At 64.0% G+C, this 21,533-nt stretch carries 23 protein-coding genes; 10 read left to right on the plus strand and 13 right to left on the minus strand.

Annotated elements, in window-relative coordinates:
- The 4 genes from mnmG to DEA8626_RS12910 are packed head-to-tail and all read left to right on the plus strand — an operon-like array spanning window position 1 to window position 4,195.
- Window positions 1-1,875, plus strand: coding sequence for a tRNA uridine-5-carboxymethylaminomethyl(34) synthesis enzyme MnmG (gene mnmG / locus DEA8626_RS12895; RefSeq protein WP_108853649.1), 1,875 nt, complete (start codon window positions 1-3; stop codon window positions 1,873-1,875).
- Window positions 1,872-2,495 (plus strand): 16S rRNA (guanine(527)-N(7))-methyltransferase RsmG, encoded by a 624-nt coding sequence (gene rsmG / locus DEA8626_RS12900; protein WP_108853650.1) that lies wholly within the window; start codon window positions 1,872-1,874, stop codon window positions 2,493-2,495. Before mnmG ends, rsmG begins: the two co-directional genes overlap by 4 nt.
- Complete coding sequence (locus DEA8626_RS12905) at window positions 2,488-3,288, plus strand: ParA family protein (protein ID WP_108853651.1); 801 nt, start codon at window positions 2,488-2,490, stop codon at window positions 3,286-3,288. Before rsmG ends, DEA8626_RS12905 begins: the two co-directional genes overlap by 8 nt.
- A gap of 10 nt (window positions 3,289-3,298) precedes the next feature.
- A complete protein-coding gene (locus tag DEA8626_RS12910) occupies window positions 3,299-4,195 on the plus strand; it encodes a ParB/RepB/Spo0J family partition protein (RefSeq protein WP_108853652.1) in 897 nt (298 codons plus the stop codon).
- A 3-nt stretch (window positions 4,196-4,198) separates the two neighbouring features.
- On the opposite strand, the gene DEA8626_RS12915 is transcribed toward DEA8626_RS12910, so the two are convergent.
- From DEA8626_RS12915 to rph, 5 genes are read right to left on the minus strand one after another with little or no spacing between them, the layout of a single operon-like run.
- Window positions 4,199-4,552: a YbaN family protein gene (locus DEA8626_RS12915; protein ID WP_108854047.1), complete on the minus strand. Its 354-nt coding sequence runs from the start codon at window positions 4,550-4,552 to the stop codon at window positions 4,199-4,201.
- Window positions 4,552-5,706 (minus strand): radical SAM family heme chaperone HemW, encoded by a 1,155-nt coding sequence (gene hemW, locus DEA8626_RS12920; protein ID WP_108853653.1) that lies wholly within the window; start codon window positions 5,704-5,706, stop codon window positions 4,552-4,554. The genes DEA8626_RS12915 and hemW overlap by 1 nt, the downstream gene beginning before the upstream one ends.
- Window positions 5,707-5,709: 3 nt before the next feature.
- The gene (locus DEA8626_RS12925; RefSeq protein ID WP_108853654.1) at window positions 5,710-6,084 is read right to left on the minus strand and encodes a RidA family protein; all 375 of its coding nucleotides are present in this window, start codon (window positions 6,082-6,084) and stop codon (window positions 5,710-5,712) included.
- Complete coding sequence (rdgB, locus tag DEA8626_RS12930; protein ID WP_108853655.1) at window positions 6,081-6,698, minus strand: RdgB/HAM1 family non-canonical purine NTP pyrophosphatase; 618 nt, start codon at window positions 6,696-6,698, stop codon at window positions 6,081-6,083. Before rdgB ends, DEA8626_RS12925 begins: the two co-directional genes overlap by 4 nt.
- The gene (gene rph / locus DEA8626_RS12935; RefSeq protein WP_108853656.1) at window positions 6,698-7,408 is read right to left on the minus strand and encodes a ribonuclease PH; all 711 of its coding nucleotides are present in this window, start codon (window positions 7,406-7,408) and stop codon (window positions 6,698-6,700) included. Before rph ends, rdgB begins: the two co-directional genes overlap by 1 nt.
- Before the next feature lie 118 nt (window positions 7,409-7,526).
- Between rph and hrcA the strand changes: the two genes are divergently transcribed.
- Both hrcA and DEA8626_RS12945 read left to right on the plus strand, forming a co-directional pair.
- On the plus strand, window positions 7,527-8,603 hold the full coding sequence (gene hrcA / locus DEA8626_RS12940) for a heat-inducible transcriptional repressor HrcA (protein WP_108853657.1): 1,077 nt from the start codon (window positions 7,527-7,529) through the stop codon (window positions 8,601-8,603).
- The gene (locus tag DEA8626_RS12945) at window positions 8,600-9,148 is read left to right on the plus strand and encodes a nucleotide exchange factor GrpE (RefSeq protein WP_108853658.1); all 549 of its coding nucleotides are present in this window, start codon (window positions 8,600-8,602) and stop codon (window positions 9,146-9,148) included. Before hrcA ends, DEA8626_RS12945 begins: the two co-directional genes overlap by 4 nt.
- Before the next feature lie 87 nt (window positions 9,149-9,235).
- Here the strand turns inward: DEA8626_RS12945 and mutS are convergent, their stop codons facing one another.
- Window positions 9,236-11,851, minus strand: a complete 2,616-nt coding sequence (mutS, locus tag DEA8626_RS12950; RefSeq protein ID WP_108854048.1) for a DNA mismatch repair protein MutS — start codon at window positions 11,849-11,851, stop codon at window positions 9,236-9,238.
- 158 nt (window positions 11,852-12,009) lie between these two features.
- Here mutS and DEA8626_RS12955 point away from each other — a divergent pair, with 158 nt between their 5' ends.
- Together DEA8626_RS12955 and DEA8626_RS12960 are read left to right on the plus strand one after the other, a co-directional pair.
- Window positions 12,010-14,274 (plus strand): NADP-dependent malic enzyme, encoded by a 2,265-nt coding sequence (locus tag DEA8626_RS12955; RefSeq protein ID WP_108853659.1) that lies wholly within the window; start codon window positions 12,010-12,012, stop codon window positions 14,272-14,274.
- A complete protein-coding gene (locus DEA8626_RS12960) occupies window positions 14,271-15,140 on the plus strand; it encodes a ribokinase (RefSeq protein ID WP_108853660.1) in 870 nt (289 codons plus the stop codon). Before DEA8626_RS12955 ends, DEA8626_RS12960 begins: the two co-directional genes overlap by 4 nt.
- A gap of 64 nt (window positions 15,141-15,204) precedes the next feature.
- Here the strand turns inward: DEA8626_RS12960 and msrA are convergent, their stop codons facing one another.
- From msrA to pip, 3 genes are all read right to left on the minus strand, one after another.
- Window positions 15,205-15,825 carry a peptide-methionine (S)-S-oxide reductase MsrA gene (msrA, locus tag DEA8626_RS12965; protein WP_108853661.1) on the minus strand — a complete coding sequence of 207 codons (621 nt, stop codon included), beginning with the start codon at window positions 15,823-15,825 and terminating at the stop codon, window positions 15,205-15,207.
- A gap of 97 nt (window positions 15,826-15,922) precedes the next feature.
- Window positions 15,923-16,549 carry a CDGSH iron-sulfur domain-containing protein gene (locus DEA8626_RS12970; RefSeq protein WP_108853662.1) on the minus strand — a complete coding sequence of 209 codons (627 nt, stop codon included), beginning with the start codon at window positions 16,547-16,549 and terminating at the stop codon, window positions 15,923-15,925.
- Between the two features lie 18 nt (window positions 16,550-16,567).
- Window positions 16,568-17,536: a prolyl aminopeptidase gene (gene pip / locus DEA8626_RS12975; protein WP_108853663.1), complete on the minus strand. Its 969-nt coding sequence runs from the start codon at window positions 17,534-17,536 to the stop codon at window positions 16,568-16,570.
- Window positions 17,537-17,602: 66 nt separating this feature from the next.
- Between pip and ubiG the strand changes: the two genes are divergently transcribed.
- Window positions 17,603-18,346: a bifunctional 2-polyprenyl-6-hydroxyphenol methylase/3-demethylubiquinol 3-O-methyltransferase UbiG gene (ubiG, locus tag DEA8626_RS12980; RefSeq protein ID WP_108853664.1), complete on the plus strand. Its 744-nt coding sequence runs from the start codon at window positions 17,603-17,605 to the stop codon at window positions 18,344-18,346.
- On the opposite strand, the gene DEA8626_RS12985 is transcribed toward ubiG, so the two are convergent.
- From DEA8626_RS12985 to DEA8626_RS13000, 4 genes are read right to left on the minus strand one after another with little or no spacing between them, the layout of a single operon-like run.
- Window positions 18,343-18,783 carry a MarR family winged helix-turn-helix transcriptional regulator gene (locus DEA8626_RS12985; protein ID WP_108853665.1) on the minus strand — a complete coding sequence of 147 codons (441 nt, stop codon included), beginning with the start codon at window positions 18,781-18,783 and terminating at the stop codon, window positions 18,343-18,345. The genes ubiG and DEA8626_RS12985 overlap by 4 nt on opposite strands.
- A 3-nt stretch (window positions 18,784-18,786) precedes the next feature.
- Window positions 18,787-19,617 carry a carbon-nitrogen hydrolase family protein gene (locus DEA8626_RS12990; protein ID WP_108853666.1) on the minus strand — a complete coding sequence of 277 codons (831 nt, stop codon included), beginning with the start codon at window positions 19,615-19,617 and terminating at the stop codon, window positions 18,787-18,789.
- A 3-nt stretch (window positions 19,618-19,620) separates the two neighbouring features.
- Window positions 19,621-19,878 carry a glutaredoxin 3 gene (gene grxC / locus DEA8626_RS12995; protein WP_108853667.1) on the minus strand — a complete coding sequence of 86 codons (258 nt, stop codon included), beginning with the start codon at window positions 19,876-19,878 and terminating at the stop codon, window positions 19,621-19,623.
- A gap of 36 nt (window positions 19,879-19,914) precedes the next feature.
- Entirely contained in the window at window positions 19,915-20,664 is a 750-nt protein-coding gene (locus DEA8626_RS13000) for a ComF family protein (protein WP_245890858.1), read from the minus strand.
- On the opposite strand from DEA8626_RS13000, the gene DEA8626_RS13005 reads away from it, so the two are divergent.
- Complete coding sequence (locus DEA8626_RS13005; RefSeq protein ID WP_108853669.1) at window positions 20,663-21,508, plus strand: methyltransferase domain-containing protein; 846 nt, start codon at window positions 20,663-20,665, stop codon at window positions 21,506-21,508. The two genes, DEA8626_RS13000 and DEA8626_RS13005, sit on opposite strands and share 2 nt — an antisense overlap.
- Window positions 21,509-21,533: the final 25 nt, after the last annotated feature.

Raw genomic sequence — 21,533 nt, forward strand, 5'->3', positions numbered from 1 at the left:
GTGTTTCACGTGAAACATTTCGATGTCGTGGTAATCGGAGGCGGACATGCCGGAACCGAGGCGGCCCATGCGGCCGCCCGCATAGGCGTGTCCGTTGCTCTTGTGACGCTCAGGCGCGATGCAATCGGAGTGATGTCCTGCAACCCTGCGATCGGCGGTCTGGGTAAGGGTCATCTGGTGCGAGAGATCGATGCCTTGGATGGCGTCATGGGCCGCGTCGCCGACCGCGCTGGCATCCAGTTCCGGCTGCTCAATCGCCGGAAAGGGCCCGCAGTGCAGGGCCCCCGAGCGCAGGCCGACCGAAAGCTATATCGCACGGCCATGCTTGCGGAAACCGAGCGTATGCCGGGCCTTTCGATTGTGGAAGGCGAAGTGACCGATCTGCGCATGGAGGCAGATCGAGTTACTGGTGTCGTGTTGAATGGCGGCGCCGAGATTTTCGCCGGTGCCGTTGTCCTGACGTCCGGAACGTTCCTGCGCGGCGTGATTCACATAGGCGACCAGCGTTGGTCGGGCGGGCGCATGGGAGACAAGCCATCGATCGCGCTCGCGCAGCGCGTCGAGGCGCTCGGCCTGCCGTTGGGGCGCCTGAAGACGGGCACACCGCCAAGGCTGGACGGGCGCACGATCGACTGGGACGGTCTCGCGAAACAGACAGGCGATGATTGCCCGGCAATGTTTTCGTTTCTGAACGACCGGCCCTTCGCGCGCCAGATCAGCTGCGGCATCACCTACACGAATGAACGCACGCACGAGGTGGTTCGCGCCAATCTGGCCCGTTCCGCGATGTATGGTGGGCACATCGATGGCGTCGGGCCGCGCTATTGCCCGTCGATCGAGGACAAGGTCGTACGGTTTGCCGACAAGGATGCGCACCAAGTATTCCTCGAACCTGAGGGGCTCGATGACGATACCGTGTACCCGAACGGGATCTCGACATCCCTGCCGATGGAAGTGCAGGAGGACTACGTCCGCTCTATCGCAGGCCTCGAGAAGGTAAGCATCCTCCAGCCAGGCTACGCGATCGAATATGACTACGTCGATCCGCGTGCGCTCCTTCCGACACTGGCCGTCAAGGGTGTTTGTGGCCTATATCTTGCGGGGCAGATCAACGGTACCACAGGATATGAGGAAGCTGCTGCACAAGGCCTCGTCGCGGGGCTGAACGCGGCGCGTGCCGTGCGGTCGGGCGAGCCAGCCATCTTCAGCCGCGCCAACAGCTACATCGGCGTCATGATCGACGACCTCGTCACGCGAGGCGTCAGCGAGCCCTATCGCATGTTCACATCGCGCGCAGAGTTCCGGCTGTCACTCCGTGCGGACAATGCGGATCAGCGTCTTACACCTCTGGGTCTCGACATCGGATGTGTTGGCGAGGCGCGCGCGGCCGCATTCCGTCTCAAAGCTGAGGCGCTTGCCGCGGGCCGGAGGGCGCTGGACGAACTCACACTGACGCCGCGCGAGGCAGCCATTCATGGCCTAAACGTCAGCCAAGACGGGCAGCGACGCTCAGGATTCGCACTTTTGTCGTTCCCAGATGTGACCTTCGCTGAACTCGAGCGCGCCGATCCGAAGCTGGCCAATCTCGAATCCGAGATCAAGGAACAGCTTTCCCGCGACGCGCTCTATGCGACATATATTGAACGCCAGAAGGCGGATGTGCAGGCAATTCAACGGGACGAGCGTCAAGAAATTCCTCCGGATTTCGATTTCGCGGCATTGAACGGGCTATCGGCGGAACTCAAGGGCAAGCTCCGCCAAGTCCGCCCGCAGACGCTTGCCCAGGCGGGGCGACTCGAGGGAATGACGCCGGCAGCGCTGACCTTGATCCTCGCGGCGCTCAAGCGTGCCGAAAGGGTGCGCGCGGCCATATGACGCCCACCAGCCCCGCTTTTGCAGCGCGCGATGTTTCACGTGAAACAATCGAGCGCCTTTCAGCCTTCGAAGCTCTTCTGAGAAAGTGGAACCCCGCCATAAACCTGGTCGCTCGATCCACGATCGATGATGTCTGGCAACGGCACTTCCACGATTCGATCCAGATTTTCGACGCGGCGCCGGGTTCCGCGCGCCTCTGGGCGGACTTCGGCACTGGCGGAGGCTTCCCGGGCCTTGTCGTTGCGATTCTGGCCGCCAATGAGCGGCAGGGTCTGCGTACGGTGCTCATAGAAAGTGATCAGCGCAAAGCCGCGTTTCTCGCCACCGCGGTCCGGAATCTGGAGTTGAATGCGATCGTGCTGGCCGAGCGCGCAGAGGCCGTCGAGCCTCTCGGAGCCGATATCGTCTCGGCGCGGGCGCTCGCGCCGCTGACCGTTCTGCTTGAGCTTGCCGAGCGGCATCTGGCGCCTGGCGGAACCGCCCTGTTCCCGAAGGGTGCGGGCCACTCCGCGGAGCTCGCGCGGGCGCTTGATAAATGGTCGTTTACCCATCACAAGACGCCCAGCAAAACCGATCCCGACGCGGTGATCCTGTCCATCGGAGGTATTCGACGTGTCTGACCCGACCCGACCGCCGGGCCCCAGAATAATCGCGATCGCCAACCAGAAGGGCGGCGTCGGCAAGACGACGACCGCAATCAATCTTGCGGCTGCGCTCGCCGAGGAAGGGATGAGCGTGCTTCTCGTCGATATTGATCCGCAGGGCAACGCATCCACCGGCCTCGGCTTCGAACCGGCGCAGCGTGAGAAAACAACCTACGACCTACTCATCGAGGACGCCGATCTCATGGACGTCATTCGGCCGACGCAGGTCGAGGGCCTATGGATCTGCCCAGCCACGACCGACCTGTCCTCGGCGGATATCGAACTTGTCGCGAACGAAAAGCGCAGCTTCCTTCTCTACGATGCGCTGCGCCAGCCCGCCATCGACAGCTTCGACTTCGACTACGTGCTGATCGACTGCCCTCCCTCGCTCAGCCTGCTGACGGTCAACGCGATGGTCGCCGCGCACTCGGTGCTCGTTCCGCTTCAGGCTGAGTTTTACGCGCTTGAAGGGCTGTCGCAATTGATGCTGACGATCCGCGAAGTCCGCCAGGCAGCCAATCGCGACCTGCGAATCGAGGGCGTTTTGCTGACGATGTATGACTCGCGCAACAACCTGTCCCACCAGGTCGAGGCGGATGCGCGGACCAATCTCGGCGGCATCGTTTACCAAACCGTCATTCCAAGAAATGTCAGGTTGTCCGAGGCGCCGTCCTATGCGGTGCCGGTCCTGAGCTATGATACGATGTCGAAGGGCAGCCTCGCGTACCGGGCGCTTGCGCAGGAAATGCTCGCACAACGAAACGACTGAGGGGCAGACCATGGTAGACAAGAAGAACGAGCGGCGCGGCTTGGGCCGGGGACTCTCGGCGCTCATGGCGGATGTGAATCTCCACAATCAACGCGAAGACGACGTCGATGCGCCGCGCCGCCCGGACCTGCACGTGCCGGTCGAAAAGCTCGAGGCCAATCCGGATCAGCCGCGGCGAGACTTCTCGCGCGAACAGTTGGAGGAATTGGCCGACTCGATCCGGAGCCACGGCATCATCCAACCTTTAATCGTTAGAAATAATCCAAGAAAAACAGGGAGTTACGAGATAGTCGCCGGCGAACGGCGGTGGCGAGCGGCCCAGATGGCGAAGCTCCACAACGTACCCGTTCTCGTACGCGATTTCAGCGATGCCGAGATGCTCGAAGTCGCGATCATCGAGAACATCCAGCGCGCCGATCTCAACCCGGTGGAAGAGGCGCTGGGATACCGGCAGCTCATGGATCGATTCGGCCACACGCAGGAAAAGCTCGCCGAGGGCCTGTCGAAGAGCCGCAGCCACATCGCCAACCTCCTGCGCCTCCTCACACTGCCCGACGAAGTCCAGACCTGGCTGCGTGAGGGCCAACTGAGCGCCGGCCATGCGCGCGCGCTCGTGACGACCGAAGACCCGGTGGCGCTCGCCCGTCAGGTCATCACCCGCGGGCTGTCGGTTCGCGAAACGGAACGTCTCGCCAAGCAGCCCTCGAGGAAATCGGCGCCGACCACACGAAAGGAGCGGCCAGAAAAGGACGCCGACACCCGCGTTCTCGAACAGGATCTCTCGGCGCAGCTCCGCATGCCGGTCGTGATCGACCACAAGGGGCACGACGGCGGGCAGGTGCAGATCACCTACCGGACGCTCGAACAACTCGACGAGCTCTGTCAACTCCTCAACCAGACGCGCTAAGTTTCACGCATCCGGGCGCGTCCAGATGAAAAGCGCGACCAATGCAAGCACCACCGCCTGAATTGCAAGGATGACAGGTGGTACGCTCAGTAAGACCGACAGCGCGAACGCCGCAAGAATGGACAGGCTTGCGAGCCATTTCGCGCGCCGTCCGATGGCGCCCCGGTCGCGCCAGTTCTCGATGGGCGGGCCGAAGACGCGGTGCGACAGAAGCCATGCGTGAAGCCGCTCCGACGATCGTGCGAAACAGAAGGCGGCGAGCAGCAGGAATGGCACGGTCGGCAGGAGCGGCAAGAAGATCCCGGTCGTCCCCAGCGCAAGTGACACGGCACCACCCATCAGCCAGAGCGGCCGCATCATGGCGCAAGTTCTCTGATGATGGCGTTCAGTACGACGCGCCCCGTTGCCGTCGCACTGAGCCGCCCGTCACGTCGGCAGATCAACCCCATGTCCTCGATCTCTGCCAGCCTGGCATCGCACAGGGGGGCACCGGACATCTGCGCATAGCGCTCGGGATCAAGCCCTTCGACCAGACGCAACGCCATCATGAGGTACTCGCTGCCCTGCTCGGCCGGTGGAACCGCCTCCCTAGGGCCTTCGCCGCTGCCTTGCGTTTCGACCTGGCTCAACCACGCCGACGGTAGCAGCGGCGTGGCCGTCGCCATCCGCCGGCCGCCAAGAGTAAGCCGCCCATGCGCCCCTGGTCCAACCCCGGCATAGTCGCCGCATCTCCAGTAGATTAGGTTGTGCCGGCTCTCGCAACCTGGCTGCGCATGGTTGGAAACCTCGTATGCCGGAAGCCCGATCCTGTTCAATATATCTTGTGTTTTCAGATACATATCTGCCGACAGGTCATCGCCTGGCAATCCATTCAGGCGCCCGGCCGCATGCCGCGCGCCAAAGGCCGTCCCGTCCTCGATCGTAAGCTGGTAAAGCGAGAGATGATCGACCGCCATCGCAGCGGCCTCGCGCAACTCGGCGTCCCAGGCACCAAGCGTCTGGTCCTGCCGCGCATAGATCAGATCGAAGCTCACACGGTCGAACGCCCGCCGCGCCATGTCGAAGGCCGCCTTGGCTTCCGCGACGCTGTGCAAGCGCCCAAGCCGCCGCAGATCGGCATCGTTCAGCGCCTGAAGCCCCATCGAGATCCGGTTCACGCCGGCATCGGCATAACCTTGGAACCGGCCTGCCTCAACCGATCCCGGATTGGCTTCGAGCGTCACCTCGAGGTCGTTCGCGACCGGCCAGGTCGCACGAACTGCCTCCAGAACCGTCGCCACCAGATCCGGCGACATCAGGGATGGCGTTCCGCCGCCAAGGAATACCGTATTCAGGACGCGGCCCGGTGTTTCCGCCCCGATCCGCGCGATCTCGCTCAGATAGGCGCGCCGCCAACGATCCTCGTCGATTGTAGCCGCGACGTGGCTGTTGAAATCGCAATACGGGCATTTCGACGCGCAGAACGGCCAGTGCATGTAAAGCCCGAACCCGCCGTGCCGCCAATCCTCCACGCTCTATCCCTTGAATGCCGTGACTTCGATTTCGACCAGCATCTCCGGCCGGATAAGCCCGGCGATCACCATCGTCGCAGCCGGCCGGATGTCGCCGAAGGCCTCGCCGAGCGCGGGCGCGAGTTCCTGAACAAGGACACCGTCAACGACAGTGTACTGAACACGTACGACATCCTCCAATGCGAAGCCCGCCTCGCTCAGCACGGCGCGGATGGTGGCGAAACAATTCCGCGCCTGGTCCGCGATCCCTTCGGGCATCTCCATCGTGTTGTAATCATAGCCCGTGACGCCCGAAACGAAGCACCACCCGCCTTTCGCGATCGCGCGGCTGTAGCCCAAGGACTTCTCGAAAGGGGAGCCTGTAGAAATCCGCTTCATCCACGGCCGCTCTCGAAACAGGCCACGAGCTTGCGGAAGGCGTCGGCCCGGTGGCTGATGCGATTCTTCAGTTCCGGTTCCATCTCGGCAAAGGTCTGGTCATAACCGTCCGGCTGGAACATCGGGTCATAGCCGTGCCCCAGCTTGCCCCTTATCGGCCAGACCACCCGACCGTCGATCTTGCCTTCGAATACCTGATCATGCCCGTCCGGCCAAGCCAAGACCATCGTCGCACGAAATCGCGCGGTGCGCGGATAGGGGGCGCCCGCCCTTTCAAGCTCCTCCCAAGTCCGCGTCATCGCCTGCACGAAATCGCGGCCGCTTGGCGTCTCGGCCCAGTCGGCCGTGTAGACACCCGGCGCGCCGCCGAGCCCGTCAACCTCGATCCCGCTGTCATCGGCCAGGGCGGGTAGGTCGGTCACCCTCGCGGCGGCATGTGCCTTGATCCGCGCATTTCCGACGAAGGTGGTTTCCGTCTCCTCAGGCTCGCCGAGCCCCTTGTCCTTCGCGCCGATGCAGGTAATCCCGAACGGCGCGAGCAGGTCCGAGATCTCGGCCATCTTGCCCGCATTGTGGGTCGCGACCAGAAGTTCCCTGCCGGCAAAGGTCCGCATCAGTTTGCTGCCCTCTGAGCCTCGAACAACCGGGCGCAGCCCGCCTCGGCAAGATCGAGCAGTCGGCCCATTTCGTCGCGCGAAAAGGTGGAACCCTCGGCGGACATCTGCACCTCGATGAGGCGACCGCGACCCGTCAGTATGAAATTGCCATCCGTCCCCGCCTCGCTGTCTTCGGCGTAGTCGAGATCGAGCACAGTCTGACCGGCATAGATCCCACACGACACGGCCGCGACATGGTCGGTGATCGGGTCGCTCGTCACCGCGCCCGCCTTGATCAGCTTGTTCACGGCAAGGCGAAGAGCAACCCAGCCGCCGGTAATGGCGGCGCAACGCGTGCCTCCATCGGCCTGGAGCACGTCGCAGTCGACGACGATCTGGCGTTCGCCCAGCGCGACACGGTCCACGCCCGCCCGCAGCGAGCGGCCAATAAGTCTTTGAATTTCCTGTGTTCTTCCCGACTGCTTGCCCGCCGAAGCCTCGCGCCGGTTACGTGTGTTCGTGGCGCGCGGCAGCATCCCGTACTCCGCCGTCACCCAGCCGAGCCCGCTGCCCTTCAGGAAGGGCGGCGCCTTTTCCTCTATGGTCGCGGTGCAGAGCACATGCGTGTCGCCGCACCGGATCAGGCAGGACCCCTCGGCATGTTTCGTCACGCCCGTTTCGATGGAAATGCCGCGCATTTCGTCGAGCTTCCGACCTGAGGGCCGCATTTGTCGTCCTTTCATCGCTGACGCGCTCAGATACAGGCGGCAAAGCGCTCTGCGCAACCCCGATTGACCGCTGCAAGCTCTGGCCCTTTAACTGTCACGGTCCCATATTGCCGGTGCGATGAGTGCAAACACGAAGATTTTGACCGAGATGAACAACCGCTCGCGGGAAGTCTTCCGGCGTGTGGTCGAGGGCTATCTCGATTCCGGCGACCCCGTCGGATCGCGAACGCTCACCCGCAGCATGAGCGAACAGGTCTCGGCCGCGACGATCCGCAACGTGATGCAGGATCTCGAACATCTCGGTCTCCTCGACAGTCCGCACACGTCGGCCGGCCGGATTCCGACCCAACTCGGGCTTCGGATGTTCGTTGATGGATTGATGGAGGTTTCGCAACTGGCAAGCGAGGATCGCGAGGCGATCGACGCGACGACTTCGGGCAATGAGCCCGGCGTCGCCTCGATGCTCGACCGTGTCGGCCAAGCGCTCTCAGGCATCACGCACGGCGCGAGCCTCGTGCTCACGCCCAAGCATGAGGCACCGATCCGACATATCGAGTTCATCAGCCTCGGACCCGATCGCGCTCTCGTCGTCCTGGTCTTCGCAGATGGTACAGTCGAGAACCGCGTGTTTTCGCCACCGCTCGGCCATACGCCGAGTGCGATGCGCGAAGCCGGTAATTTCCTGAACGCGCTCGCAGAGGGGCGGACCCTGTCGGACCTGCGGGCGCAGATCCAGCGTGAGATCGACCAGCGACGGCGTGAACTTGATACCGCCGCCCGCGAACTTGTCGAAAGCGGATTGGCGATCTGGCACGATTCTGGCGAGTCGCACGAAAGGCTGATCGTGCGTGGGCGCGCAAATCTTCTCGATCAGGCTGACGAGGCCGATCTGGAACGGATCAGATCGCTATTCGACGACCTGGAGCGCAAGCGCGATATCGCCGAATTCCTCGAACTCGCCGAGGAAGGTGACGGTGTACGCATTTTTATCGGTTCGGAGAACAAGTTATTCTCACTTTCGGGTTCCTCTCTGGTGGTCTCTCCCTATATGAACGCTGACCGTAAGATCATCGGCGCCGTGGGCGTGATCGGTCCGACGCGGCTCAACTACGGTCGCATCGTGCCGATCGTGGATTACACGGCGCAGCTTGTTGGACGCTTGTTGTCCGGGGAGCGTAAGGGACAAGACCTATGAGTGACATGAAGAAAGACGAGATTGCCGAAGACCAGGCATCGATCGGTGAGGATTTGCTCGACTCCGACGCCTTCGCCGACGAACTCGAGGCGCTGCGCGCCGAAAGGGACGAAATGCGCGACCGGTTCATGCGCGCGCTGGCTGACGCTGAAAACGCGCGCAAACGCGGCGAACGCGACCGGCGCGAGGCTGAACAATACGGTGGCTCAAGGCTCGCCCGCGATCTCTTGCCCGTATACGATAACCTCAAGCGCGCGCTCGATGCCGCAGGGGAGGAAACGCGCGAAGCCGCAAAGGGGTTGGTCGAGGGTGTCGAACTCACGATGAAGGAACTCATTGCGGTTCTTGGCAAGCATGGCGTTCAGCCGGTCGCCCCGCAAGTAGGCGATGCGTTCGATCCTCAGCTTCATCAGGCGATGTTCGAAGCACCGGTGCCTGGTTCGAATGCTGGCGATATCATCGAGGTGATAACGGAAGGATTCATCTTGCACGAACGCTTGCTTCGCCCCGCTCAGGTCGGCGTGTCTTCGATGCCGAAGTCCTGAAATTCGTCCGAATGGGGGGGGCTTCGCACTTCCACACCCCAGTGAGATAGCCGGACAATTCAGGGGCGCAGGTGTGTTGCCTGCGGCTCACTCCTTCAGCTCCGACTTCAGGTCGTAGAGCGCGGCCAGCGCCTGCATCGGAGTCATTTCGTCCGGGTGGAGGGTTGAGAGTCGCTGTTCCAGCTTCGACGGGCCCTTGGGCGGCGCTGGCGCGGCGGCAGGTACCGCGTTGAACAGCGGCAAATCGTCGATCAGCGCATGCTTGCGCGTACCGCCCTCGCGTTCTCCCTTTTCCAGCGCCTCCAGAACGACCTTCGCACGCTCGACGACCTTGGCCGGAAGCCCGGCGAGGCGCGCAACCTGCACGCCATAAGACCGATCGGCCGCACCTTTGCGGACTTCGTGCAGGAAAATGACCTCGCCTTCCCATTCCTTGACCGCGACGGTTGCGTTCTCGACGCTGTCAAGCTTCGCGGCAAGCGCCGTCATCTCGTGGTAATGCGTGGCGAACAGTGCGCGCGCACGGTTCACGTCGTGAAGGTGTTCGAGAACCGCCCAAGCTATCGACAACCCGTCATACGTCGCTGTGCCGCGCCCAATCTCGTCGAGAATGACGAGCGCGTGGTCATCCGCCTGATTGAGAATCGCGGCCGTCTCCACCATCTCGACCATGAAGGTCGAGCGCCCGCGGGCGAGGTCATCGGCCGCGCCGACCCGGCTGAAGATCTGGCTCACGAGCCCGATCCGCGCGCGGCGGGCCGGCACGAAGCTCCCGGCCTGCGCGAGAAGCGCAATCAGTGCGTTCTGGCGGAGGAAGGTCGACTTGCCAGCCATGTTGGGCCCGGTCAGAAGCCATATCGCCGGGGTGTCGGCCTCGGTCAGAAGGCAGTCGTTGGCGATGAACTGCTCGCCTGTGCGCCGAAGCGCCCGTTCCACCACCGGATGGCGGCCGCCCTCGACAGCGAAGGCGCGGCTGTCGTCGACCTGAGGTTCGGACCAGTCGTCGTTTCGCGCGAGATCGGCGAATGCGGCCGTCAGATCGATCTCGGACAGTGCGTGCGCAGCTTGCGTAATGAGCGCGGACGCATCCATTATCATCGTTTTTAGGCCATCATAGAGCCTCTTTTCAATCTCCAGCGCCAGGTTTCCCGAGTTGAGAATTTTCGTTTCCATTTCGGAGAGCGCCACGGTTGAAAAGCGCACCTGGTTGGCGGTGGTCTGGCGGTGAATGAAGGTCTCGTTAAGCGGCGCCGACAACATCTTGTCGGCGTGCGTCGCAGTCGTTTCGATGAAATAGCCAAGGACGTTGTTGTGCTTGATCTTGAGGCTCTGGATTCCGGACTGTTCGGCATACTCCGACTGCATGCGCGCAATCACGCCGCGCCCTTCGTCACGAAGCTGACGCGCTTCGTCGAGTTCGGCATTGTGACCTGCCGCAATGAAGCCGCCATCGCGAGCAAGAAGCGGAGGATCGGCGACAAGGGCGGCGTCGAGATAAGCCACGAGGTCTTCATGCCCGCGCAGCCCCGTTGTCGCTTCGCGCAGCCGGTCGGGTGCATCGCCGGGAAGCCGGTCGGCGATCCTGCCCGCTACTGCGAGACCCGAGCGGATCGCCGCGATGTCGCGCGGCCCGCCGCGATCGAGCGCAAGCCGCGATAGCGCGCGGTCCATGTCAGGCACCTGCTTTAGGTCACCGCGCAGGGAATCGGCAAGCCGCACCTCGCCAACCAGGAAGCCGACCGCGTCGATCCGCGACCGGATCTCTGGCAACTCGCGCGAGGGCGCTGAGAGTCGCCGCTCGAGAAGGCGCGCGCCGCCCGCGGTCACGGTGCGATCTATTGCGGCGATAAGCGAGCCATCGCGTCCGCCGGACATCGCCTGCGTGATCTCGAGATTTCGGCGGGTGGCCGCGTCGATCTGGACCGTCCCGCCCGGCGCTTCCTTCACGGGCGGCCGCAATAGCGGCAGCTTCCCGCGTTGGGTCAGGTTGAGATATTCGACGATCGCCCCCATCGCCGACAATTCGGCTCGATCGAACAGCCCGAACGCGTCGAGCGCTGCCACACCGAAAACTCCGCAAAGCCGGGACTCTGCGCCCGCGCTGTCGAAAGAACCGCGGGACAGAGGTGCCAACGCCACGCCGAATTCAGACACTAATCCGCCCAAATCTATATCTTTCGCTTCGCTGACGACAAGTTCGCTTGGGGCAAGCCGCGCAAGCTCTGGCGCGAGCCGTGCAGTCGGGCAGGCAATGACGCGGAACTCGCCCGTCGAAATGTCGACCCAGGCGAGCGCCGCGTCGTCACGCACCTCGGCCCAAGCGGCGAGGAAATTGTGCCGCCGCGCATCGAGAAGTGAATCTTCGGTCAGCGTTCCGGGCGTGACAAGCCGCACGACGTCGCGCGCGACCACCGATTTCGACCCGCGCTTCTTCGCTTCGGCGGGGTCTTCCATCTGCTCGGCAATCGCTACGCGAAAGCCCTTGCGTATCAGCGTCAGGAGGTAGCCCTCCGCCGCGTGGACCGGAACGCCGCACATCGGGATGTCCCGGCCGAGATGCTGGCCGCGTTTCGTCAGCGCGATGTCGAGGGCCGCCGCTGCGGCCTCGGCATCGTCGAAGAACATCTCGTAGAAGTCGCCCATCCGGTAGAACAGAAGCGCGTCCGGATAGCGCCCCTTGATCTCCAGATACTGCGCCATCATCGGCGTCACTGCGCCCTCGCTCGCGTTCACTCCTGCCTCCCGGTGACACGGTGGCGACCCTAGCGAACCGGCCCGTCGCGGAAAAGCGGCAATTCCCATGCATTGTCGCCCTTGCCTTGGCGCGGTATTACGGCTGAACCCCATTTGGATAACCATCAATGCCTTCGAAAAACCGCGTTACCCCGGAAGAAGCGCTCGCCTACCACCTGAGTCCGGTGCCGGGTAAGTACGAAATCCAAGCCACCAAGCCCATGGCGACGCAGCGCGACCTGTCACTCGCCTATTCGCCGGGCGTGGCGGTCCCCGTGCAGGCGATCGCGGAAGCGCCGGAGACCGCCTACGACTACACCACGAAGGGCAACATGGTCGCCGTGGTCACAAACGGCACGGCGATCCTCGGCCTCGGCAATCTCGGCGCGCTTGCCGCCAAGCCGGTGATGGAGGGTAAGGCGGTGCTCTTCAAGCGCTTCGCCGACGTCAACGCCGTCGACATCGAGCTCGACAGCGAAGATCCGGATGAGATCATTCAGGCCGTGAGGCTCATGGGAAAGACCTTCGGCGGCGTGAATCTCGAGGACATCAAGGCGCCGGAATGCTTCATCATCGAGAGCCGGCTCAAGGAAATCATGGACATCCCGGTCTTCCATGACGACCAGCACGGCACGGCGGTGATCTGCGCGGCCGGTCTGATCAACGCGCTGGAACTGAGCGGCAAGAAACTACAGGACTGCAAGGTCGTGCTGAACGGCGCGGGCGCGGCCGGCATTGCCTGCCTCGAACTCATCAAGGCGATGGGCGCCCGGCACGACAACTGCATCATGTGCGACACCAAGGGCGTGATCTACGAAGGCCGCAAGGAAGGCATGAACCAATGGAAGTCCGCCCATGCGGTCAAGACCGACAAGCGGACGCTGGAAGAAGCGATGAAAGGCGCCGACATTTTCCTCGGAGTCTCGGTCAAGGGTGCGGTGACGCGGGACATGGTCGCCTCGATGGCGCCGGACCCCGTCATCTTCGCCATGGCCAACCCCGACCCGGAGATCACGCCGGAAGAGGCCCATGAGGTGCGCGAGGACGCGATCGTCGCCACCGGCCGGTCGGATTATCCGAACCAGGTCAACAACGTCCTCGGCTTCCCCTACCTCTTTCGCGGCGCGCTCGACATCCATGCCCGCGCGATCAACGACGAGATGAAGATCGCCTGCGCCGAGGCGCTCGCCCAGCTGGCGCGCCGGGACGTGCCGGACGAGGTCGCGATGGCCTATGGCCGCAAGCTCGCCTTCGGCCGCGACTACATCATCCCGACGCCCTTCGATCCACGCCTGATCCATGTCGTGCCGCCCGCCGTCGCCAAGGCCGGGATGGATACCGGCGTCGCCCGCCGGCCGATCATCGACATGGAGGCCTACGAGCTTCACCTGAAATCCCGCATGGACCCGACGGCGTCGATCCTTCAGGGCATCCATGCTCGCGCCCGCGCCGCGCAGGCCCGGATGATCTTCGCCGAAGGCGACGACCCGCGAGTCCTGCGCGCCGCCGTCGCCTATCAGCGCGCGGGTCTCGGCAAGGCGCTGGTCGTCGGGCGTGAGGCGGACGTGAAGGAAAAGCTCACTGCCGAGGGCCTCGCCGATGCAGTCGGCGAAGTCGAGGTCGTGAACGCGGCCAATACAAAGCACCTTCAGACCTACAAGGACTTCCTCTACGCCCGCCTCCAGCGGGAAGGCTTCGACCAGCACGACGTCCACCGGCTCGCAGCCCGCGACCGGCATGTCTTCTCCGCGCTGATGCTCGCGCATGGCCACGGCGACGGGCTGGTGACGGGGGCGACGCGGAAATCGGCCCATGTCCTCGGCCTCATCAACCACGTCTTCGACGCGCGGGCCGAGGACGGCGCGGTCGGCATCACGGCGATCCTCCATCGCGGCCGGATCATCTTCATCGGCGACACGCTGGTGCATGAATGGCCCGACGAGGAGGATCTGGCCGATATCGCCGAACGCGGCGTCGTCGTCGCGCGTGGCCTCGGTATCGAGCCGCGCGTCGCATTCCTGTCGTTCTCGACATTCGGCTACCCGGTCTCGGAGCGCGCCACCAAGATGCACCAGGCCCCGAGGGTGCTCGACGAGCGCGGCGTGAACTTCGAATACGAAGGCGAGATGACGGTCGATGTAGCGCTGAACCCGACGCAGATGGCACATTATCCGTTCTGCCGGCTGACCGGTCCCGCGAACGTGCTTGTCGTCCCCGCGCGCCATTCTGCGTCCATCTCGGTAAAACTTCTTCAGGAAATGGCGGGCGCGACGGTGATCGGGCCGATCCTGACCGGCGTGGACAAGCCGATCCAGGTTTGCGGGATGGGCGCGAACGTGAACGACATCGTCAACATGGCGGTGATCGCCGCATGTCGGCTGGGTCAGGGATGACGATCTTCAACCTCGGCTCGATCAATATCGACCATTTCTACCGCGTACCGCACCTGCCTGCGCCGGGAGAGACGCTGGCGGCGCATGACTACCGCGTCGGGCTCGGCGGCAAGGGCGCGAACCAGTCGGCAGCGGCGGCAAAGGCGGGCGCGAAGGTGATCCACATCGGCGCGGTCGGGCCCGAAGGCGGCTGGGCCGTGGACCGTCTCGCCGGCTGGGGTGTGGACGTGCGCCACGTCGCTCGGCTCGACACGCCGACGGGGCATGCGATCATCAACATCGATCCGGCAGGGGAGAATGCGATCGTCCTCTATCCGGGCGCGAACTGGAAACTACCTCTGTCGCTCGTCGAGATGGCGCTGGCGGAAGCGGGGCCGGCCGACACACTGCTCCTGCAGAATGAAACCGCGTACCAGTCCGAAGCCGCAGCATGGGCGCGCGAAAAGGGGATGCGGGTGATCTATTCCGCCGCGCCGTTCAATGTCGGGGCCGTGCGGGCGGTTATGGAAAACGTGACTGTTCTTGCCCTGAACGCCGTGGAGGCCGAACAGCTTTCCGCAGCGATGGGGATTGGCATCGAGATGCTCGATCTGCCGGAAATCGTCGTCACGCGCGGCGCCGAAGGCGCAGAGTGGCGGTCGCGCGAGGGAGCATGCGCATTCGCGCCGCCGATCCAGGTGCAGGCGGTCGACACCACCGGGGCAGGAGACACGTTCGCGGGCTACTTCGCTGCCGTACGCGACGCGGGGCAGACACCGGGTGAAGCGCTCGATCTGGCTGGGGCGGCGGCCAGCCTGAAAGTCACGCGCCACGGCACGGCAGACGCAATCCCGACGCTGGAAGAGGTTCGGAGCTTCCGAGCGTGATGCCTGAGGCGTCGCGCGAGAACCGCTTCGAGTGTCTGCATAGGTTGGATGTCGGTCCGGGTGCCTAATGCGTGAACGGCGCGGCGTTCCCCCAAAGCTGACGCACCCTCTGATCGCGACCGCAGGAACTGCGGTAGAACTTGTAAGCCTCCGACTGAGACTTCGGCCCGCGCCGGGTCAGTATGATCTTGGATCCCCTGTAGTAGTTCTGATGATATGCCTCGGCTTTGTAGAACGGACCGGCATTAAGGATCGGTGTGACCACGTTTCGGCCGAGCGACTTTTCCGCCTCGGCTTTGGCAGCCTCGGCGGCCTTACGCTGAGCGGCGTTCTGAACGAAGATCGCGGTTCGGTAACTGTCGCCCCGGTCGCAGAACTGTCCGCCCGCATCCGTCGGATCGATCGACCGGAAGAACAGCTCCATGATCTTCGCATAGCCGATCTTGGCCGGGTCGAACCGGATCTCGACCGCCTCGTAATGCCCCGTCCCGCCACGTGTCACTTGCTTGTAGGTCGGGTTCTTCGTCTTCCCACCCGTGTAGCCCGAGACCACTTCCTTTACGCCCGTCACGCTTTCGAAATCCGCCTCCACGCACCAGAAACATCCGCCCGCTACCACGGCGGTCTCGGTCGCGGCCAGCGCGGGCCCGGTGAGGAACAGAAAGGCAATCACAAGTCTCAGCATCGCGTAGCTCCGTTTTGTCCGAAGAAACAGGGTCAGGCGCGCTGGCGCAAGACATCTTCCCGTGATCTGTCGTGAGCGCCTGCGAAGCTAAGGTGTCTCAGCCGCTCTTCCAGCCCTTGTCGCGATGCGTTCCGTCGCAGTAAGGCTTGTTGCCCGACAAACCGCAACGGCACAGCACGAACTTCTCGAGACACGACCCTTCACCCGGCGACACTGCGTCGATCGTCCCGCCGAGAACCCAGTAGGGGCCGTTGCGTTCGACCTCGATATCCGCGCGACCCTCTGGGAGACGGTGCTCTCGCCCCTCGAAGGCGAGGGCGCCAGAGGGACAGGCTGCGATGACCGTTTCGAGCTCGGCGCGGGTGCCCTTGTCCGGCTGCACCCACGGCTTCTCGTTCGAATTGAACACATGGCCCGCGAGCCGGCTGCATTCCGCCGCGTGAGAGCAAATCCGTGGGTTGTACGTCACCGTCATCTCGGCGCCCTCATAGGCGATCACCCGGTCACGCCCGGCGGCCGTCGCATCGTCTTCCGAGCGAAAGCCCACCTCCTCGTGACTGTTGTCGCAAAATGGCTTGTTCCGACTTTGACCGCACCGGCAGAGCACCATGACCCGCTTGGCCTCGAGCTCCACCCCGTCCTCGCCTTTGATGCTCCGCGCACCCTTCACGACCAGGGGCCCGTTGGTGCGCGCTTCGATGGTGAATTTGGCCTCGCCGTCCATACTCGCCTCCTGCTTTCGCTAGCCCCGCAGCCGGTCCATGATGGTCACGAGCTCCGAACTGATGCCCGGCTCCGACAGGGCATGCCCCGCTGCGGGCACGAGCTTCAACTCGGCCAGCTTCCAGTTCCGGGCGAGCGTCCAGGCCGAGATTGGCGGGCAGATCATGTCATAGCGGCCCTGCACTATCGAGGCCGGAATGTCGCGCAGCTTGGGCAGGTCGCGCAGGATCTGCCCATCCTCCTCCAGAAAGCCCTGGTTCAGAAAGTAATGATTCTCCAGCCGCGCGAAGGCGCGGGCGTAGTCGCCAGGTGCGTCCCCCGCGCTTCCATCCGCGTCGATGCTGGCAAGCGCATTCTCCCACGCCGCCCAGCTGCGGGCGTAGCGTGTCTCTGCGACTCGGTCGCCGCAGAACAGCCTCTCGTGGTAGGCCTTGATAAGGTCGTCATGCTCTGCGGGCGGGATAGGGCGAACGAACTCCGTCCAGCGATCCGGCCAGAACGCGCCGGCCCCGCCACCGTAGAACCAGCAAAGCTCACCCTCGGTCATGAGGAATACGCCTCGAAGCACCAGATGGCGCACCCGGTCCGGATATGTCTGCGCGTAGAGCAGAGCAAGCGTTGCGCCCCAGCTCCCGCCAAAGATGATCCAGTTGGTGATGTCGAGCGATCTTCGGATGCGCTCGATATCAGCGACGAGGTGCCAGGTTGTATTGTCCTCCACACTGGCATGGGGCCGTGACCGGCCGCAGCCGCGCTGATCGAAGAGGATGATCCGATAGACGGAAGGGTCGAAGTAACGCCGCATCGCGGGCGAACAGGCGCCGCCCGGCCCGCCATGCAGGACGATCACGGGGAGGCCGGTTGGATGGCCGCATTGCTCGATGTAAATCCGGTGTCCGTCGCCAACATCCATCATGCGCTGATCGAATGGCTCGATCTGCGGGTAGAGAAATGCGGCTGCGCGTTTTTGCCCTGCGACGCGATCCATGATTTACCTATATAGCGCAATAAGGCGGGCCGCCACAGCGCACGGCGACCAGAATGGAGCATGCCGATGAACGCCGAAACCCACAGCGTCGATCCGGCCGAGGTCGCCAAGTTCGAGGCGATGGCGGCAGAGTGGTGGGATCCGCACGGCAAGTTCAAGCCGCTGCACATGATGAACCCCGTGCGGCTCGACTACATCACGCGCCAGATCGCCGCCGAGTTCGGCCGCGATCTCGCGTCGGAGAAGCCGTTTGCCGGGCTCCGCATCCTCGATATCGGCTGCGGCGGCGGGCTTCTGTCGGAGCCGATGGCGCGTCTCGGGGCAGAGGTCACGGGCGCGGACGCGGCCGAGCGCAACATCCCCGTCGCGCGCCTGCACGCCGAAGAGCAGGGCCTGTCAATCGACTACCGGCACGCGACCGCAGAGGCATTGGAAGTTGCCGGCGAACGGTATGACGTCGTGCTGGCGATGGAAATCGTAGAACATGTCGCCGATCCGGCCGCGTTTCTTTCTACCTGCCGCGCGCTTCTCAAGTCGGGTGGGCTGATAATCTGCTCGACCATCAACCGCAATGCGAAGAGCTTCATGACGGCGATTGTCGGTGCGGAATGGATCATGCGCTGGCTTCCCAGGGGAACGCACGACTGGTCGAAATTCATCGCGCCGGACGAGTTGTGCCGCATGGCAGGCGACAGCGGGTTGGAGCCCGTCGACCGCAAGGGATTCGTCTTCAATCCGGTAAGCTGGCAGTGGTCCATCTCTGACCGAGATCTGAGCGTGAACTATGTGATTGCGGCCACCGCCCGCTAGCCGCGCCCCAGCCGCGCGCGCAGCTCACGCAGGATTGGCAGCGCTGCACGGACCCGGTCGGGGCCGATCGATTTGACGACATCGCCGATAAGAGGTGCGATGGATGAAAGCGCCGCGTCGCGGGCCGCGCGCCCGGCCGGGCTGATCGAGACGAATTTGCGCCGCGCGTCGTCCCAGTCGGGCCGGATATGGACGTGGCCTGCCCATTCGAGCTTTGACAGCGTGTTCGTCATTGCCCCGCGCGTCACGTGGAAGGCGTCCGCAAGTTGGGCGGGCGTACGTTCCTCGTTGGCATTGGCGAGGTGGTTCAGAACTGAGAAGTGGCTGAGCTCCATCCCCTTCGGCAGCGCGCGTGACACGAGGTTGCGGGCCAGCTGATCGGCCATGAAGACCTCGGAGAACAGCGAGATAGCGAGAGGATCGTTACGGTCAGCCATAGCCTAGGGCCCCCCAATCGAACGGTCGTGGCTAAGCGAAGGAATTCGCGCGCGGGCGTGGCTGACCTCATCCAGCGATAGGTCCGCCAGTACCAGCCCCGGCTCGATTCCGCCATCGGCCAGTACCTCGCCCCAGGGCGAGACTATCATGGAATGGCCGTAGCTCCGGCGAGGGCGTCCGGCATGCGCCGCATGCGTACCCGTCTGGGCGGGGGCAAGCACATAGGCGCCGTTCTCGATCGCACGGGCGCGCAGCAGGATCTCCCAATGGGCCGCGCCGGTTGTGTCGTTAAACGCCGATGGTACCGTCAGCACCTCCGCGCCTGCCTTTGCAAGCTGACGGTAGAGATAGGGAAAGCGGAGATCGTAGCAGACCGTGAGACCGATACGCGCGAAGGGCGTGTCGGCCACGACCGCCTGCGTCCCCGGCCGGTAGCCTGCGGATTCCCGGTACCGTTCGGTCTCGGACACCTCCACGTCGAACATGTGGATCTTATCGTAGCGCGCAACGATCGCACCATCCGGCCCGAGCAAGAAGGAACGGTTCGCGAAGCGCCCGTCGGGATCGTCGGTCTTGAGCGCGAGCGACCCGATCAGAAGCCAGATTCCCAAGGCATCGGCGTCGGCGCGCAACGCAGCGAGCGTCGGGTCGTCTTCCTCGTGCCTCAACACGGCATTCTGGTGCGCACGGTCGGACGACAGGCAGTTCGTCACCTCCGGTGTCAGGACAAGACCAGCGCCCGTCGCGGCAGCCTCGCGGAGCAGCGATCGCGTCACCGGCAGGTTCGTCTCAGGATCGTCAGTCACCGAAAGCTGGAGGAGGCCGCATTTCATCTCTCACCTCGCGATCAGAGGATCGAGTTTGCCCATGCGGTCGAGCGTGTGCAGTTCGTCCGCACCGCCGATATGGCGGTTGTCGATGAAGATTTGCGGCACGGTCCGCCGCCCCATCGCGCGCTGCGTCATTTCTTGACGCAGCCGAATATCACCCGAGACGTCGGTTTCTTCGTAGGACGCGCCCTTGCGCTCCAAAAGCCGTTTTGCGGCAACGCAATATGGGCACCAGGGCGTGGTGAAGATCTCGATGCGCGGCATGGGTCCAGATCCGGAAGTCGGGGCGACTATAGGGATTTAGGCATCCTTAGCAACGCGCGCCAGCACGAGGACCGAAACGGACGCAGCCCCGGCCGCCCGACAGCTATCGGCCGCCGCAGCTAGCGTCGCGCCGGAGGTCATCACGTCATCGATGACCAGCACGTCGCGGCCGCGGATCTTCGCCGCGCGTCGCGGATGCGCCCGAATCGCGCCCGACAGGTTGGCGAAGCGCGCGTCGCGGGTGCGATCGTCCTGGCTGTGCGTGTTCCGGCTGCGTACGAGGAGGTCCGGACAGTGATCCAGCCCAGCCAGCCGTGCGAGAGCTCGCGACAGAAGTGCGGCCTGGTTGAACCGGCGCCGGAACAGTCGCGCCCAGTGCAGCGGCACTGGCGCGACCAGCATGTCGGGTGAAATGATCGACCGCCCGGCCCGGGTCAGCCAATCTGCCGCGGGCCGCGACAGGTCGAGCCGGTCGCCATGCTTCAGCGCGAGAACAAGCTTACACGCGTTGTCCCTGTAGACCATCGCCGCGCGGCCGCGGTCCCAAGGCCGCGCGATTGTCAGGCAGTCGTCGCAGTGCTCGCGCCGCCCATCGTCCTCGCCCGGTAGCGGCACGCCGCATTTGTCGCAGACAAGGCCGGAGATGAACGGAGTTTCGCGCCAGCAGGCACCGCAGAGGCCGAAATCGCTGAGCACCGGCTCTCCGCACTGGATGCATTGCGGCGGAAAGAGCAGGCTGAGCGCGCTTTGCATTCCTGTCCGAACGCTTCTAGTTTCGCCGCTCATGAACGCACCGCCGCTTCTCACCGACCGGGCCGCCCTGTCGCGCAACCGGTCCCGCGCATTGAAACAAGGGGCGGAGACCTTTCTGCACGACATCGTCGCGGCCGAGATCAAGGAGAGACTGAGCGAGGTTAACAAAACGTTTACCGTGCCGGCGATCGTCACCGGTTTTCCGCGTCCCTGGGCATCCCTCCAGCCCGGCGCGAGGATTGTTGAGGACGCCGAGACGCTGGCCCTGGAGCCTGAAGCGCATGACCTCGTCATTCACGCACTGTCGCTCCACTGGGCGAACGATCCGGTGGGACAGCTCGTCCAATGCCGCCGGGCGCTGAGGCCCGACGGGCTATTCATAGCCGCGCTTTTCGGTGGTCAGACGCTGATGGAGCTTCGCGCCGCCGTGGCTGAAGCAGAGAGCCGGCTTACCGGGGGCCTGTCGCCGCGCGTCCTGCCGATGGCTGAGATCCGCGATCTTGGCGCGCTACTTCAGCGCGCAGGTTTCGCGCTTCCGGTCGCAGACTCCGTGCGCCGGACCGTGACTTACCTCACGGCGTTCCACCTGATCGCCGATCTGCGGGCGATGGGCGAGGGCAATGCGCTGTTCCAGCGAAGCCGCCGCGCCACGCCACGCGATCTGTTTCCCGAAGCGGCGCGGATCTATGCCGCGAGTTACCCTGCGCCCGACGACCGCGTCGCCGCAACGTTTGAGACTATTTTCCTCACGGGCTGGGCGCCGGACCCGAGCCAGCAGAAACCGCTTCGTCCCGGTTCGGCCGCGACGCGGCTTGCCGATGCGCTCGACACTCGCGAGCAACCGCTGCGAAACACCGACACATCCGCCAAGGATTGACGCGCGCCGATTTCGAGTTACCTCG

Origin of the sequence: Defluviimonas aquaemixtae, from assembly GCF_900302475.1 — a bacterium.
Classification (GTDB): Bacteria; Pseudomonadota; Alphaproteobacteria; order Rhodobacterales; family Rhodobacteraceae; genus Albidovulum; species Albidovulum aquaemixtae.